Source organism: Pseudodesulfovibrio nedwellii, assembly GCF_027923765.1.
Classification (GTDB): domain Bacteria; phylum Desulfobacterota; class Desulfovibrionia; order Desulfovibrionales; family Desulfovibrionaceae; genus Pseudodesulfovibrio; species Pseudodesulfovibrio nedwellii.
The window spans coordinates 3,384,357-3,399,849 of record NZ_AP026709.1; the positions used below are offsets into that span (position 1 = coordinate 3,384,357).

Genomic DNA, 15,493 nt, shown 5'->3' on the forward strand with positions numbered 1-15,493 from the left:
CCACTGAGTGGAACAACTGATGCAGAACGGCACAGTAGGGATGAATAATCTCTGTAGTAATTTCAAAACGGGGATAATTTGAAGAGCTGATATAAAAAAATGATTTATTATTTAAAATTAATGAAACAAAATTACTCAAGGAGATAATTTTGAATACCAAGAGCCTATCAGCAAAATATTCTAGCGATACTGATACACATAAAGAATTGAACAGTTTAGTTTTCTGGGTGCCATTTTCACTTATTGCATTTTCTGTGATCATTGGTTTGATTCTGCCAGAGACATTTGGTCTTGTCGTTACGACTGGTCAGCAGTTTATCCTCAAAAATTTCAGTTGGCTTTTTTCAATTACAGGACTGTTTTGTTTAATAGTTATCAGCGTTGCATTCTTTTCCCAGTTCGGTAACATTGTCATTGGTGGTAAAAAAGCCAAACCTGTATTGAATAAGTGGCAATGGTTTTCCATTACGTTATGTACTACTATTGCTATTAATATCTTGTTCTGGCCCATCGTTGAACCTCTTCAGGATATGCTCGCACCTCCGCAGGCTCTCGGATTTGCCGCAAACACCTATGGTTCTGCCCGGTTCTCACTTGCTTCCATGTATATGAATTGGGGATTGGTTCCCTATTCCATCAACGCATTGCCCGCACTCGTGTTTGCCATTTGCTACTACAACCTGAAGCGTCCTTTCAGTTTAGGGTCTATCCTGTTCCCGATCCTTGGAGAAAGGGCAAACGGGAATATGGGCAAGGTCGTGGACATTGTCTCTCTTTATGCTTTGGCCTTGGGTATGGGCACTTCCCTTGGGACTGGCGTGCTCATGTTGTCCGGAGGACTTTCAAGAATTTTCCCATTCATTGAGAGTGCACCACAGACGTGGGGCATACTCATTATTATTGTTATGGTTATTTGCATTATTTCCTCCATCAGTGGTGTTCTGAAAGGGATGCGTATCCTTTCAGAACTCAATGCCAAGTTGTTATTTAGCTTGATGGCTGTTGTCTTTATTGTAGGGCCGACCGTCTTTATACTCGATTTCAGTGTTGAATCATTCGGTTCCTTTGTGGGGCACTTTTTTGAGCGGTGTTTGTTTACGGATTCGTTCCGTGTCGATTCCTGGCCGCAGAAGTGGACGGTGTTTTCGTTTGCGAACTACATGATTTGGGCACCGATTTCTGCCTTGTTCCTTGGTCGAATTTCCAAGGGGTACACAGTCAGGGAATTCATTTCAGTCAATGTCCTCTTTCCTATGGTTTATGTGTTCCTTCATGCTTCGGTTTTCAGCAGTACAGCAATTTGGCAACAGATTGTTGGTGGAGTGGATTTGCAGGCAAACATTGCTACCGGCATCGATGAAGCTGTGTATGTTTTGCTTGAAAATTTGCCTTTGGCGCACTTCATCATTCCTGTTTTCCTTTTTGCAGTGTTCATTTCCTTTATCACTGCTGCGGATTCAACCACTAACGCTATGGCATCCCTCACAACGAAGAATCTTTCTGAATCCAATCAGGAAGCACCGCCATTTCTCAAGATTGCTTGGGGAGTGATGATTGGGACTCTTGCATTTATCATGTTGGTCTTTTCAGGTCTCGATGGGATGAAAACTTTGACATATCTGGGTGGAGCACCGATCACATTGGTGATAATAGGGTCAGCGTTTTCCTTGATAAAGCTGATTCAGATGCAGAAGAAACTCGACATTCTGCAGTAATTCAATGGTTACGAAGGGGAGAGAGAAAATGTCTAATATCATCAGTTCGGTCGCAAGAGCGTTGGATGTCTTGTTGTACATAAATAGTCATAAAGATCCGGTGGGGATTTCAACCATCAGCAAGGATATGGGTATCTACAAAAGTACTGTATTCCGCACACTGGCAACACTGGAAGACAGGCATTTTGTGCAGCAGGACCCGGAAACCGGGAAGTATACACTTGGTGTCAGTCTGTTTTCAATGGCCAACAAGATCACGCTCTATGATGTGTTTGTTCCGTTCGTCAAAGAACTCAATTTGGAGTTCAAGGAGACAGTCAACGTATCGATGCTGGATAGAACGACCTCTGGACCGTACCAAAGTGTTGTCGTTGTAAAGGAAGATGCCGTTGATAACGTTCTGTCCGTCAGTCCGCAAGTTGGATCGAAAAACGATTGTTATTGTTCATCGGTTGGCAAGAGTCTGCTCGCCTTTTCGTCGGATATCTCCAACGAGACCCTGAAAAAATATGAATTTCAAAAATATTCTCCGAATACCATCAGCAGCTATGAAGAATTGGTCGCTGAATTGGCGAAGGTCAAACGTGATGGGTATTCTTTGGATAATGAAGAACAGGAAATCGGCCTCATATGTGTTGGTGTCCCAGTTTTTAATAAGAAAGGGGAAGCCATTGCAGCCATGAGTGTGTCCGGTCCATCCCAGCGCATCCAACATATCAATATTGAAAATGTCGTAACCAGATTGAAGCAGGTTGCGAGTGAAATAACGGAATTGGTTCAGACGTCAAGTCGCATCAAATAACTGAAACATCGAAGAGAATTAATTGTGAAGATACTTGCTATCAACCCCGGTGGAACGTCCACCAAAATCGCTGTCTTCAATAATGAAGAAGAGCTTTTCAGCGAGAACGTCATGCATCAGGAGTCGGAGTTGCACGACTTTGACTCCGTGTTTGATCAGTTTCGCTACCGCAAGGACGTCATCGTCGAGAGACTTCGGGCAAATGACTATCAGGTCGAAGATTTTGATTGCGTTGTAGGACGCGGCGGACTGCTCAAACCACTCGAAGGCGGCACGTATGAAGTCAATGACGCCATGATCGACGATCTGCGTAACGCCATAAACGGTGAACATCCCTCGAATCTCGGTCCTGTCATTGCCAAGGATATCGCCGATTCCATTGATGTTCCCGCTTTTGTCGTCGACCCCGTGTCCGTGGATGAATTTCTCGACATCGCGAAGATTTCCGGGATTTCCGATCTCCAACGTTCCAGTTGGATGCACGCGCTCAATCAGAAGGCTGTGTGTCGAGAAACTGCCGAGCGTCTCAACGGGAAATATCAGGATTTCAATTTTATCGTTGCGCATTTGGGGTCAGGAATTTCCATCGCTGCACATCTCAAGGGAAGCATGATTGATGGGAGCGGAGGTCGTTGCGACGGTCCGTTTTCTCCTGAACGATGCGGCGGTCTGCCGAGCTTTCCGCTGGTCGAACTTTGCTACAGCGGAAAATATACCCAGAAAGAGATGGTGAGCAAGATCAGCACCAAGGCGGGCATGTTTGATTACCTCGGTACCAAGGACATGATGGATATTGAAAACAGATACTTGGCCAAGGAAGAAAAGGTCGTGAACATACTGGATTCTTTCATTTATCAGACTGCCAAGGAAATCGCTGCATATGGTGCGTCACTGAGCGGTGACGTTGATCGAATTATTATCACCGGCGGCATCGCCCATTCGGCCTTGATTGTTGAGAAACTCAAGGAGCGGGTCGGCTATCTGGGCCAGTTCGAGGTCATTGCCGGTGAAAAGGAAATGACTGCACTGACTCTCGGTGCGCTTCGCGTGATGAGTGGAACTGAAGAAATTCAAACATATTAGCATGTAATTGGAGAATCTGTTGTGTTGAAAGATTTCAATGAATTAATCGAAAAAGCCAAATCCGGCAGACAATACAAGGTGTGTGTTGCCGCTGCCCAGGACGGAGAGCTGTTGCATGCCGTCAAGTTGGCTGTGGATATGGGATTCATGCGTCCGGTTTTGGTCGGCAATGAAAAAACAGTTCGTGATCTGGCCGCTGAAGTCGGGTTGACCGATTTCGAATTGGTCGCATGTGATGACGTTGACGAGTGCGCGGCTGTTGCTGTGGAAATCGTCAAGTCCGGTCGGGCTGACGTACTCATGAAGGGTATTATCAACACCGCGACCTACATGCGCGCTATCCTGAACAGGGAGACCGGTCTGCGGAACGGGAGCCTTATCAGTGCCTTGGCTGTTTACGATCTCAAGGAATATCATAAGCTGATTTATTGCAGTGACAGCGGGATAAATACTGCTCCTGATGTGGAGCAGAAGCAGGCAATTCTCGTCAATGCCCTTGGGGCCATGAAGCGCCTTGGCATGGATTGTCCCAACGTGGCTGCACTGACAGCAAGTGAAACCGTTCATCCGAAAATCCAGGCTTCAGTTGATGCCGATATGCTCGTGAAACTGGCAGAAAAGGGGGAAATTCCGAGTTGTGTCATTGAAGGCCCGATCGCTTTTGATGTGGCTTTTGATCGGCACGCGGCAGAGCACAAAGGTATCGACAGCAAAGTCAGCGGCGAGGTCGATTTGATTCTCGCACCTAACATTGAGACCGGGAATGCGCTTGGCAAATCCTGGTTGACTCTCAGCAATGCGAAATGGGCAGGGGTTGTGCTTGGAACGACTCATCCTGTGGTGCTCGGATCTCGTTCCGATACCGCAGAGGTGAAGATCAATTCCATTGCTCTCGCCTGCCTCCTGGCTCAGTCCTAGCTGTAGTTCATTCTTTAACTTGAGGAGAAATTGATGCAGGAAAGTAAAGGATTTAATGTAAAAACATTTGTCATCCTCTTTTTCATTGGCATGGGGTATGCCATCACTTACGCAGTTCCGTTTGTCCAGTACGTATTTTATGATACTACCATGCACGCTCTGGATGCGACCAATGCTCAACTCGGTACTCTTGTGGCCATCTTCGGCATCGGTAATATCGCCGGTGCACCCATTGGCGGTATCATTTCAGACAAGTACAACCATAAATTGGTTTATCTCGCCGGTTTGTTTGGAACATCCATGTTGTCTCTTTTGTGGGCATTCAATCTCAACTACGGCTTTTCGATCTTTATCTTTGCGGGCCTGGCGGTAACCGGACTGTTCCTGCTCTTCCCGGCACATATCAAGATCGTTCGCTCCTTGGTTGATGAATCCAAACAGGGTAAGGTCTTTGGTTTCGCTGAATCCTTCGCTGGTATCGGCAGCACCATTGTCAACGCTATTGCTCTGGCTATTTTCGCCAAGTACGCCAACGAAATCTTCGGTTTCAAGGCCGTTTTGATCTTTTTCTCCGTGTGTGGTGTCATTACTACCGCCATTCTGTATTACCTTATTGAAGATCCTAAAAAGGAAACGAAAGCTGAAGCTGCTTCCGGCAAAAGTTCTGACAAGATCACTCTCAAGGATTTCTTCATTGTTTTGAAGTGCCCCGGCACATGGTTTGCTGGTATTGCCGTCTTTTCCACTTATACTCTGTACTGCTCGCTGTCCTACTTCACTCCGTACTTCACCAACGTTCTCGGTGTTTCCGTGGTCTTTTCCGGCGGACTGGCCATTATCAGAACATACGGCCTCAGGTTTTTCTTGTGCCCGGTCGGTGGATATCTTGGCGACAAGATGAATTCTGTGACCAAGGTTCTTCTTTTCTCCTGGCTTGCATGTATCGGCGTGATCCTGACCATCATGTTCCTGCCTGAGCACACCGCCATTGGTATTGCCATCACTCTGATGCTGCTGCTGAGCGCATTCGTATTCACCGCTCGTGGTGCCATGTTCGCTGTTCCTTCCGAGGTTCAGATTCCCTTGAAGTATGCGGCTATCACCGGCGGTATCGTCTGTGCCATTGGCTATTCTCCCGACCTCTTCCAGTTCATCCTCTTTGGTAACTGGATCGATACTTATGGCAACGAAGCATACACCATGATCTTCACATACGACATCGTGATGACCGTTGTTGGTGTCATCAGTGCATTGCTGACCTTCAAGTACAAGAAGAGTCTTTCAAAGATGGTTGAAAAGGCAGCGTAATAAAAAGTCTGCTGTCTGAATAATATAACATAGAGGTTTGAAACGATTATGGATGTTATCACAGTCAAGGAAGAAAGATGCAAGGAATGCGGACTGTGCATTGCTCACTGTCCAAATGAAGCAATCTCTTTTTCCGACAAATTAAACAGTGCCGGTTACAGGCCTGTAGAAGTTGATGATGCCAAATGCATCAAGTGTGGCATTTGCTACACAATGTGTCCTGACGGGGTGTATGAGATCTCGCAGAAAGGCGAGTCAGGAGGAGAGAACTAAATGGGCGACATGATAAAAGGAAATATAGCAATCGCTGAAGCAGCGGTGAGGGCTGGCGTCAAATTGTACGCAGGGTACCCCATCACTCCTTCTACGGAGATTATGGAATATCTGTCCAAGCGTCTGCCCGAAGTCGGGGCAAGTTTTGTCCAGGCTGAAAGTGAACTTGCAGGTATCAATATGGTCATGGGTGCTGCCGCATGTGGCGTACGCGCTCTCACGGCTTCATCCGGTCCCGGCATCAGCCTCAAGCAGGAAGGCATTTCCTGCATCTCTGATGAAGAATTGGCCTGCGTTGTCATCAACGTGGTTCGGTACGGCAATGGACTTGGCACTCTTTATTCCGCACAGTGCGACTACCATCGCGAGACACGTGGTGGCGGTAACGGCGACTACCGTTGCATCGTTCTGTGTCCCGGAAGCATTCAGGAAGCAGTCGACCTTATGGCCACTGCCTATGAACTGGCTGAAAAGTACAGAATCGTCACTGTTATGATGACCGAGGGCGCACTTGGCCAGATGATGGAACCGTGCGAAATGCCTGATTTCATTGAGCCAGAAAAGCACCCTTGGGGATTTGACGGCAAGTATACCTATAAGAAAATCGGCATCTTTGATCGCAACTCCATGGATGAAGCTGTCGAACTGAACAAGAAGCATGAGACCATCAAGGCCGAAGAACAGCGTTGGGAAGAAGAAGGGTTGGAAGATGCGGATTACGTATTCGTTGCTTTCGGATTGCCCGGACGTTCCGTACAAGGCGCGGTCAAGGAATTGAGAGCCGAAGGTCATAAGGTCGGATTCATTCGTCCCATCACGACATGGCCATTCCCGGAGAAAGCCTTTGAAAACATCAACAAGGATGTGAAGGGTCTCATCTCGGTTGAAGCCAACGCCACCGGTCAACTCGTTGACGATGTCGCTCTGACTATCAAGAAAACAATCAAGGATCGCAACGTGTCTACATATTGCCTTCCCTGTGTGTATGGCATCCCCACCATTAAATTCACCAAGGAAGGGTTGCACAAGATTATGAGTGGCGAGATCAAGGAGGCTTACTAATGGCTAAAGCAAGAAAAGTGCCTGCCATCATTGATAACCCGATGTCGTTTTGTCCCGGTTGTGGGCATGGCATTGTGATCAGGCTCATAACTGAATGCCTTGAAGAGTTAGGGCAGGACCAGAACCTTATCTTCGCCCTTGGCGTTGGCTGTTCCAGCCTGCTGGGTGGTGGATTGGTAACCGATAGGTTGCATTGTCCTCATGGTCGTGCCTCCGCAGTTGCCACTGGTATGAAACGGGTTCAGCCTGAGAATACCATTGTCGCATATCAAGGTGATGGCGATGCCTACAGCATCGGAATTGCCGAGACCATCAATGCGGCTTACCGCAACGAGAACTTCACCATGATTGCCATCAATAATACCAACTACGGTATGACCGGTGGACAGATGAGTTGGACAACCATGCCCGGGCAGGTGACCACCACTTCGCCTTTGGGTCGTGATTGCGAAATCACTGGTAATCCTCTCAAATTCCCTGAGTTGGTCGCCAGCCAGTTCGATGTGGCTTTTGCCGCTCGTGGCGCCGTGACCTCTCCCAAGCATGTCAACAAACTAAAAAAGTACATCAAGAATGGTCTTGAGGCACAGTTGAATGGTGAAGGCTACTCGGTCATTGAAGTGCTGTCACCGTGCCCGACCAACTGGAAGCTGACTCCCTTGAATTCCATGAAACGGATCGACGAGGAACTTATCCCTTACTATCCGCTGGGTGTCTTCAAGGAAAGGAAGGAGAACTAGAATGCGTGAGATAATATACGCAGGTTTTGGTGGGCAGGGAGTGCTGACTTCCGGTCTGATCATGTCGCAGGTCGCTGTTTTTAAGGGCCAGAATGCAACATGGATTCCTTCTTACGGCTCTGCCATGCGCGGCGGAACTGCAAACTGCACCGTCAAGTACGGTGAGGACACCATCTATAATCCGGCTCAGGAAGAACCTGATGTGTTGCTGGCTATGAACGGTCCATCTTTTCAGATGTTCTATCCCATGGTCAAACCCGGTGGAATTATCGTGGTCAACAGTGACATGGTTGATTGTGACGTGAACGTCCGTGACGACGTGAATGTTTACAAATTGGCGTGCAGCACTTTGGCCAAGGAGATCAAGCAGCCCCGTGGCGCGAACGTTATCGCAGCCGCAGCCATAATCAAGCTGGCAGGCGATTTCTCCATGGAAGACGGAATCCAGGGCATGAACGATATGTTCAGAAAGAAAGGAAAAGAAAAATTCGAAGCCGGCAACATGAAGGCTTTTGAATGTGGGTATAACGCCGTTTAGTTTGCGAGCGGGCCTCCAGACGGATCGCACTCTGTCTGGGGGCCCTTATAGGCGGTTGTCGCCTAAACCATACAATGAAATTTGATGCAGACACCCTTTTTCATATGTACAGAAAAGTGTCGGAGCTCCCGCCCGATGCATTTCATAAGGAGTTCCTATGTGTCCTATTGATGTATTTATTGCTGATGTCAAGAATACGTTCCCGGAAGAAAGAGTCCATACGGAAGAGTTGTTGGTAAAGGCTTATTCCGTTGATGGTAGCCCTTTTGAGCCCATTGCCAAAGCGGTTGTTGATGTCACGACCCCGCAAGAACTGGAAGCGTTACTTCGTTATTCCCATGCCCACAAGGTCAGTTTGACTTTTCGTGGAGCAGGCACTGGTGTGAGCGGGCAGACTATTGCCGAAGAAGTCACTGTGCGACTTGTCGGTCCGCACTGGAAGCGTTTGGAAATTCTTGATGACGGAGAGCGGGTGCGCGCAGGATGTTGCGTTGTTGGTGGTGATATCAATGCGGCCCTTGTTCCGTACAAACGCCTCATGACGTCTGACCCTTCCTCGGTCAACAGTGCATTCATCGGTGGCATGGCTGCCACCAATGCGGCTGGTTTGAGCTGTACCATCGACAAGAATTTGTATCATATGATGACAGGTCTACACTTTACTTTGGTGGATGGAACCACTGTGAACACGGAAGACGAAGCTAGTGTGGCCGCTTTCAGGAAGAGTCACGCTAAAATGCTTCAGGACCTTCTCGATATTCGTGAACGGATTCTCAATGACGAAGTCATGGATGAAAAAGTCAGACGCAAATTTTCTATCAGGAACACGGCAGGTTACAGCCTGAATGCGTTTACTGATTACGAGGACCCTGTCGAGTTGCTTCAGCATCTTATCATTGGTTCCGAGGGTACCCTTGCCTTTATTCATTCCATCACGATCCGTACTGGTGTGCTCAAGCCCTTGCGTGCGACTGCTCTGGTCGGTTTCACGTCTCTTGACGAAGCTATTCAAGGCGTCCTGCGTCTTGAAAAGACGTGTGATATGTATGCCGTTGAATTTCTCAACTGTGTTTCGTTGAGCGCATTGATGCAGTTGCCGGAATTCCCGAATTCCCTTCAGGGGTTGGGTGATGACGGGTGCGCATTGCTTCTGGAAACACGCGGTGAGGATGCTGCAACGCTGAATACTAACGTCGGTCTTGTACTTGAAGCGCTGAGTGGAGTGGACGTTGCCGTCCAGCCCGAGTTCGTGATGGATCACGAAGTCTGCGAATCTTTGTGGAATATTCGTCGTGCCTTGTTCCCGATTCTTGCTGGTACCCGTGCTCCTGATGAATATGCATATTCCGAGGACTACTGCGTCCCCATTGAGAATCTGCCCCAGGCCTGTAGTTCTTTCGTGGAAATCCTTGCCAAGCATGGGTTCACCGAATCCGGTGTGCATGGTCATGCTTTACACGGCAACATTCACTTTTCGATTCCGCTCAGACTCAACGTGGAAGAAGATTTGGCCAGAATGGGTGAACTCATCGCCGAGGTTGGAGATGTTGTTCTGTCATTGGGTGGCGCCCTCAAGGCTGAGCACGGTACCGGTCGAGCCGTAGCACCGTTCGTTCGTCTGGAGTGGGGTGATGATTTGTATAAAGTAATGCAAGACCTCAAGCACGTCATTGATCCAGAGAACCTGCTCAACCCCAAGGTTATTCTCAATGATGATCCGCGCTGCCATCTGACCAATTTGAAATACGCCGGGCCGGTGGATAAGATTGTTGACACCTGTGTGGACTGTGGCTTTTGTGAATACGTTTGTCCTTCCAAGGAAGTTGGCCTCTCTTCCCGTCAGCGTATTTATATCCTGCGCGCCATCGCATGTCTGCGGGCTTCAGGCGATCTGACCAAGGCCGAAGCATGGCAAAAACTGTTTGACAAGAAGGGCCGCGACCTGTGTGCCACTGACGGACTGTGTTCCATGCGTTGCCCTCTTGGCCTCGACATCGCCGGATACATGAAAAAATTGCGTAACGAAGCACTGACGGAAACCGAGATTTCCCGTGCCGACAAGGTTGCGAAGCATTTCAAGCTTGTCGAAAGCACTGCTTCTTCCATGCTGCATGTGGCATCCGCTGCACATAAGCTCATGGGGCATACTTTGGCGACCAAGACGGCTCCCCTTATCAAGGGTATCACGGGCATGACTGTCCCTGATCTGCGTGAGATCAAATTAACCGGCGGTTCCACAATGCCGACTTCCAGGAAAACAAACGGTGAAAACAGGGTTGTTTACTTCCCATCCTGCGCGGTTCGGACAATGGGCTATGCCGACGATGGTGTTCACAAGAATGAGCCGCTTATCGATGTGACATTGCGTTTGCTGGAAAGAGCAGGATTCACGGTAATCATCCCGGACAAGACCAAGGGACTGTGCTGTGGTAAGGCTTTTGAGACCAAAGGCATGTTTGAGCAGGCTGATTATAAATCCGATGAGCTTGGAAGAGTTCTGCTTCGTGAAACCGGCAATGGAAGTATTCCGGTTCTGTGTGACACAAGCCCTTGCCTTGCGCGTATGAGGAAAACACTCGACGAGAGGCTTGATTTGTATGAACCGGCCGAATTCGTCTTGAACTTCCTTGCTGACAAGCTTTGCTTTACCAAGAAGACTCGGAGTGTTGCATTGCACCCGACATGTTCCACACGTGAAATGGGATTGGTTGAAACCCTTCGTCAGGTTGCAGAGAAATGTGTGACCGAAGTCGTCATTCCCGAAGAGATTCACTGCTGTGGATTCTCCGGTGACAAGGGCTTTACCCATCCTGAACTCAACGCCTCTGCATTACGCACTCTCGAAGAGAGCACCCGTGGGTGTTCCGAAGGGTACAGTACCTCCCGTACATGTGAGATCGGCCTGACACTCCACGGCGGCAAGACATACCGAAACATACTCTATCTTATCGATGAGTGTACAACCAACAAATAGCTGACCCCAAAGAGTGATGCCCCCATCACCTTGTCTTGAGGCATTCCCTTAACCGTGCCTCCAGTCACACCTCAACCTCTTTGGTTGGAACAGCTCACCCCCAAGACCGGCAGGCGCCCCCTGTCGGTCATTTTTATTTAACAATGATGAAAACAGGTGGTTTTAGGTGAGAAATTAGATTTTACCAAAGGAGGTGAAACACCTATTACAAAAATAGAAATGTGTTTTTACCGATTCTCAGGAAAAAACCCCACAGTGACATAAATCACTGCGGGGCTTCGTATTTTTGGAGCCAGGAATCGGAGTTGAACCGACGACCTACTGATTACGAATATGTTGGTGAGGATGTAGATGGTTGTTGTCTATATGCTTGAAAACGTTCTCTTTGTTTGGTTTGATCGGATTGTGGTATCTTTTGGATACTGCCGAAAATCGTCTAAAACTGCCTGAAATTGTCCGCAAACCTGCGTACAATGCGGACAATCTGCGTACACTATTTGGGTGGAGCGACTGACTGATTTTTGGTCAGTAAGTCATCGTCTTATGCCTCATAATTGTTCCACTTGGCTGCTTGAGTAGTTGGGTTCTATCTGTCCTTTGTATTTTTCTACTTCCATTTTTTGCAAAAACTATATAGCTTCCTGATCTAGGCGCTCACCGGAGTGCCGTCCCGTCCAAGCTGTTACCAGCATCCGGTTGCATATAGACAATTCACTCCATAGTCATGACCACTTAAATCGGTCTGCCAGAGCGGGGGGTGCAGAGCAAAAACGATTTAGGAGTTATTATGACTGCTGCCGACTCTACTCGTATTTCCAATCTTAAGCGACGCGCAAAAAAAATGCTTAAAGGCCTACAGGCTGGTGAGCGAAGTGCTACGCATGCGTTCCAACAGGATCGTATTGCGGAAATGCTTGGGTGCCCTGTTAATGATCTTGATTGCATCACATCTAAAGCCAAACACAAACATGCACTAGAGATTGTCGCCATCGCCGAAGGCTTTGAAGGCTGGCGTGATTTAAAGGGTTTTGAAAACCAAAACCGCCCCTTACTGCCTTGGTTTGCTCAACGCATGATGGAAGAGTGCATGAACGCAACAAGTGATCTCAGATCAATTCTTTCATCTATAGAAGAGTGTCCTGAAAACCTCATTTCAGATAGATTGAAGGAAAGCTGTTTGAGTGTGCAAAATTCAATTGATCTTGTGGCTTCGAACATTCCCAACATGGATTCTGCTATTCATCAATCGTGCTCCGAACTCAGTGATGCAAGCACAGAACTCTTTCGCTCTATTGTCATCTCTCCTAAAGGTGTCTCAGATAGTGTTCTTTTTACCTACCGAGCCGAGGATATTGTGAAATATGCTGAACTGTTAGTTCTCCTCGCCGAAAGAAAAGTCGCCTATGAAATACATGATGCATCCGAGTTTTGTTATCAACATGATGGAGCCAAGCGGTTAGGTCAGCTAAGTGAGTTGGAGAGCTCGATAAGCAAGGCCCAGAAAATGGCAGTCGATATCCAAACTGGAATTATTGTTAGCCCGCCGCATGATAAATTAAGTGAGTTTTGTGCTCATGGGTATATGGAAAAGGCGTGCATGGCTTTGGATCATCTTGCTAGAGTCACCCAGAAACGCCTGTCCGGGGATTTGCCAGCATGGCTTGTATCACGCTCTGCCATAACTATTCTTCAAGCGTTGACCTGGATAAAGGACGACGCAGAAAAGAATACCGGAACTCAAGTAGACCTCACCAGTCTAGACAAACTAAATTGGCAAATTCAGTCGATAAAAATGTTGGAATGGAAGATTACGACAGAAGCTCTAGTTGCACCTTAAGGACAGTCAATTGCTAGAATGTTTGTAGTTCGTGAGGGCTTTAAAATATTTAGTTTTTACTGCAGTTGGTAGCGAAATAAGCCGTTTCGCTTCTTGAGAACAATTAATCTGATGGGTGCAATATGAATTCACATGATGAAATGAAACAGTATCATTTAGATATGTATAATGAGTATGTTGAGAGAGGGTATGTTGATAAAATTGAGTCGCTCAAAGATATATACATTTTCGGACCTAGGAGTGGACAGAATTTAGATTATTTTCATAATTTATTGCCATTGGTTCTAGATACTTTTGGAGACAGAACTTTTAATGTGATTGAGCGATATCATCACCTTAAAGCAACACCTCTGAAAAAATGGCCTAATGGGACCATGAGTGTTTTTATTACTGCTGAGTCCATTTTGTTTAAAGGTAAAGTGGATGGATTTTTTACGTATAGAGATAAAAATGGTTTCACTTGTGAGTATCTTAGCGATGGTCATGGGAGAATAGATCGAGCCTTCAAGGTGAAGGCGGAATAATGGTAATTTCAGATGTTTGAGAATTGAAAAATAGCCCTCTACTGTTTGGTAGAGGGCTTTTATTTATGTGTTTTAGAAATGGGGCCACTGAGCGGTGTTTTAAGGTGGACAGCTTGAATCAACCTTGAGGAAAGTGTGCATTCTGGAGTGAGTTATTTAGGGTGTCCCGAATTACTGATTATTAGTCAGTAAGTCGCACTGGCCTTACGGCCACTTCTGGCGTGTATGGAGCACTCTGGCGATTTCCACATGCTCAGTTACCTTGTAGACCAAAACATACGACTGATCAGGGATCACAAGCTCTCGTGTTCCTTCCAGTTGACCGGGGCGCCCTGAGTTGGGGAATTGGGCAAGCAGTTCGACTGACGTAAAGAGCCTGTTGACGAGGTTCTGGCCTACGTCCTTTTCCTGCTTTTCAATGAAGTATCGGAGAATGGTTGCAATATCTCGATGGGCGCTATCTGCCCATTTAATCAACATCGTAGCCCATCTCCCTGATGGTGCTTTTCACCTGATCATGGGTAACAGTCTTTCCGGTTTCCAGATCATCCAATCCCTTGGTTACCTGCTCCCTGAACCAGAAATCATAGTCCAAGAAGTTGTCAACGGCTTCCTTGATGATGGAAGTGCGGGACTTGCCGAGCCCTTTTGCTATTTCATCCAAGCGAGCCAAGGTTTCGGCATCGAAACGTGCGCTGATTGATGTTGTTTGCATCCTCATCTCTCCTTTGTGTGCCACAAACGTAGCACAGGTTTTGTTCAGCGGCAAGCTCTCTCCTATTCTTGTCCGGTTTAAAAGGATGAACTGGTTCAAACCGTTTGAGCAGATGCAACGCCTCTATTGAGAGTGTAATAAATATGGTTGGTAGATCACCCTCAGAATAAGGAGTCGTTATGAACAGAGGCACTCAGTGGGGCAAGTTGGAGTTCAATGAAAGTGACGAGTATTATGAAGCCATGCTCCCGGATTATCAGTTACTCGAAAAATGGGATGAAGAGCATGAAGGTGGGGGGCAAGTCTGGTCTTTCAGTCTAAGGCAACTCACTCAGCAAATTGAAGATGAATTGATGTCTATGTGGAAGTCAAAGGTTGAGCTTGTCTATGATATTGGGCTTAAGCTGCATCAGTTTAGATCGGTTCTGTCCTATCGTTTTGAAGAAAGCGTCAATGAGCGTCTGCCTTTTAGTTACTCAACTGCATGTAACTATATAAACGTTTTCAAAAGGTTTGATTCGGCGCAGGATGCGGCCTTATTCGATTCAAAAGTCATGTACGCTATGGCAACCAAGAATTTCCCATATGAAGTAAGGAAAGACATGATTTCGAGAGCGAAGAAAGGGGAAGTCGTTACTCTTGAAGAAGTTCGTGATGCCAGGGATGCGGTTAGAAGGGAAGCTGCCAGTGGGATGAATGAAGAGAGCAATCCGATTGAACCCAATAAGACCCCATATATGGATCTGGCAGAACGGATCAAATCTTCATTGGAAGATATCGTTTCTGAGGTTGAAGAATTCTCTTTTCCTGATGCCTTGTCGGAGAATGAAGAGTGGAGCCAATTGGCTGTGTGGTCTTTGTTGGAGGAGCTCGGAAAGGTTTTTGAACCCGATAAGTAGAACTCCAACCGTTGGAGTTTTAGAATTGGCATTAGCCATATACTGTAAGCAAAATATATACATATATACTTTCATTATCCCCGTCTGGGGAGCTGTGGAGATGTT

15 protein-coding genes are annotated in these 15,493 nt (G+C 47.1%); 13 read left to right on the forward strand and 2 right to left on the reverse strand.

Annotation, left to right across the window (positions count from 1 at the left end; translation table 11 throughout):
- The first annotated feature begins 149 nt into the window (after positions 1-149).
- The 12 genes from SYK_RS15780 to SYK_RS15835 all read left to right on the forward strand — a co-directional run bounded on the left by SYK_RS15780 (position 150) and on the right by SYK_RS15835 (position 13,774).
- Positions 150-1,715, forward strand: a complete 1,566-nt coding sequence (locus tag SYK_RS15780; RefSeq protein ID WP_281761232.1) for a BCCT family transporter — start codon at positions 150-152, stop codon at positions 1,713-1,715.
- A gap of 28 nt (positions 1,716-1,743) precedes the next feature.
- Positions 1,744-2,517 carry an IclR family transcriptional regulator gene (locus SYK_RS15785; RefSeq protein ID WP_281761233.1) on the forward strand — a complete coding sequence of 258 codons (774 nt, stop codon included), beginning with the start codon at positions 1,744-1,746 and terminating at the stop codon, positions 2,515-2,517.
- Between the two features lie 24 nt (positions 2,518-2,541).
- Entirely contained in the window at positions 2,542-3,600 is a 1,059-nt protein-coding gene (gene buk / locus SYK_RS15790; RefSeq protein WP_281761234.1) for a butyrate kinase, read from the forward strand.
- A 21-nt stretch (positions 3,601-3,621) separates the two neighbouring features.
- Positions 3,622-4,518: a phosphate acyltransferase gene (locus tag SYK_RS15795; RefSeq protein WP_281761235.1), complete on the forward strand. Its 897-nt coding sequence runs from the start codon at positions 3,622-3,624 to the stop codon at positions 4,516-4,518.
- A gap of 33 nt (positions 4,519-4,551) precedes the next feature.
- A complete protein-coding gene (locus tag SYK_RS15800; protein WP_281761236.1) occupies positions 4,552-5,826 on the forward strand; it encodes an MFS transporter in 1,275 nt (424 codons plus the stop codon).
- Between the two features lie 48 nt (positions 5,827-5,874).
- Positions 5,875-6,099, forward strand: coding sequence for a 4Fe-4S binding protein (locus SYK_RS15805; RefSeq protein WP_281761237.1), 225 nt, complete (start codon positions 5,875-5,877; stop codon positions 6,097-6,099).
- Positions 6,100-7,161: a 3-methyl-2-oxobutanoate dehydrogenase subunit beta gene (locus tag SYK_RS15810; RefSeq protein ID WP_281761238.1), complete on the forward strand. Its 1,062-nt coding sequence runs from the start codon at positions 6,100-6,102 to the stop codon at positions 7,159-7,161.
- Entirely contained in the window at positions 7,161-7,901 is a 741-nt protein-coding gene (locus SYK_RS15815) for a thiamine pyrophosphate-dependent enzyme (protein WP_281761239.1), read from the forward strand. Before SYK_RS15810 ends, SYK_RS15815 begins: the two co-directional genes overlap by 1 nt.
- A 1-nt stretch (position 7,902) precedes the next feature.
- Positions 7,903-8,439, forward strand: a complete 537-nt coding sequence (locus SYK_RS15820; RefSeq protein ID WP_281761240.1) for a 2-oxoacid:ferredoxin oxidoreductase subunit gamma family protein — start codon at positions 7,903-7,905, stop codon at positions 8,437-8,439.
- Between the two features lie 157 nt (positions 8,440-8,596).
- A complete protein-coding gene (locus SYK_RS15825; protein WP_281761241.1) occupies positions 8,597-11,413 on the forward strand; it encodes an FAD-binding and (Fe-S)-binding domain-containing protein in 2,817 nt (938 codons plus the stop codon).
- A gap of 787 nt (positions 11,414-12,200) precedes the next feature.
- On the forward strand, positions 12,201-13,250 hold the full coding sequence (locus SYK_RS15830) for a hypothetical protein (RefSeq protein WP_281761242.1): 1,050 nt from the start codon (positions 12,201-12,203) through the stop codon (positions 13,248-13,250).
- A 122-nt stretch (positions 13,251-13,372) separates the two neighbouring features.
- The gene (locus SYK_RS15835) at positions 13,373-13,774 is read left to right on the forward strand and encodes a hypothetical protein (RefSeq protein ID WP_281761243.1); all 402 of its coding nucleotides are present in this window, start codon (positions 13,373-13,375) and stop codon (positions 13,772-13,774) included.
- Positions 13,775-13,978: 204 nt separating this feature from the next.
- Here the strand turns inward: SYK_RS15835 and SYK_RS15840 are convergent, their stop codons facing one another.
- Positions 13,979-14,254: a type II toxin-antitoxin system RelE/ParE family toxin gene (locus SYK_RS15840; protein ID WP_281761244.1), complete on the reverse strand. Its 276-nt coding sequence runs from the start codon at positions 14,252-14,254 to the stop codon at positions 13,979-13,981.
- Entirely contained in the window at positions 14,244-14,489 is a 246-nt protein-coding gene (locus SYK_RS15845; RefSeq protein WP_281761245.1) for a CopG family ribbon-helix-helix protein, read from the reverse strand. The genes SYK_RS15840 and SYK_RS15845 overlap by 11 nt, the downstream gene beginning before the upstream one ends.
- Positions 14,490-14,668: 179 nt before the next feature.
- On the opposite strand from SYK_RS15845, the gene SYK_RS15850 reads away from it, so the two are divergent.
- Positions 14,669-15,388, forward strand: coding sequence for a hypothetical protein (locus SYK_RS15850; RefSeq protein WP_281761246.1), 720 nt, complete (start codon positions 14,669-14,671; stop codon positions 15,386-15,388).
- The last annotated feature ends 105 nt before the right edge of the window (positions 15,389-15,493 follow it).

Bases quoted from the DNA above. Each gene is read 5' to 3' on its own strand.
- SYK_RS15785 (WP_281761233.1), top strand. From the start codon at position 1,744: ATGTCTAATATCATCAGTTCGGTCGCAAGAGCGTTGGATGTCTTGTTG.
- SYK_RS15800 (WP_281761236.1), top strand. From the start codon at position 4,552: ATGCAGGAAAGTAAAGGATTTAATGTAAAAACATTTGTCATCCTCTTT.
- SYK_RS15805 (WP_281761237.1), top strand. From the start codon at position 5,875: ATGGATGTTATCACAGTCAAGGAAGAAAGATGCAAGGAATGCGGACTG.
- SYK_RS15810 (WP_281761238.1), top strand. From the start codon at position 6,100: ATGGGCGACATGATAAAAGGAAATATAGCAATCGCTGAAGCAGCGGTG.
- SYK_RS15815 (WP_281761239.1), top strand. From the start codon at position 7,161: ATGGCTAAAGCAAGAAAAGTGCCTGCCATCATTGATAACCCGATGTCG.
- SYK_RS15820 (WP_281761240.1), top strand. From the start codon at position 7,903: ATGCGTGAGATAATATACGCAGGTTTTGGTGGGCAGGGAGTGCTGACT.
- SYK_RS15825 (WP_281761241.1), top strand. From the start codon at position 8,597: ATGTGTCCTATTGATGTATTTATTGCTGATGTCAAGAATACGTTCCCG.
- SYK_RS15830 (WP_281761242.1), top strand. From the start codon at position 12,201: ATGACTGCTGCCGACTCTACTCGTATTTCCAATCTTAAGCGACGCGCA.
- SYK_RS15835 (WP_281761243.1), top strand. From the start codon at position 13,373: ATGAATTCACATGATGAAATGAAACAGTATCATTTAGATATGTATAAT.
- SYK_RS15840 (WP_281761244.1), bottom strand. From the start codon at position 14,254: ATGTTGATTAAATGGGCAGATAGCGCCCATCGAGATATTGCAACCATT.
- SYK_RS15845 (WP_281761245.1), bottom strand. From the start codon at position 14,489: ATGCAAACAACATCAATCAGCGCACGTTTCGATGCCGAAACCTTGGCT.
- SYK_RS15850 (WP_281761246.1), top strand. From the start codon at position 14,669: ATGAACAGAGGCACTCAGTGGGGCAAGTTGGAGTTCAATGAAAGTGAC.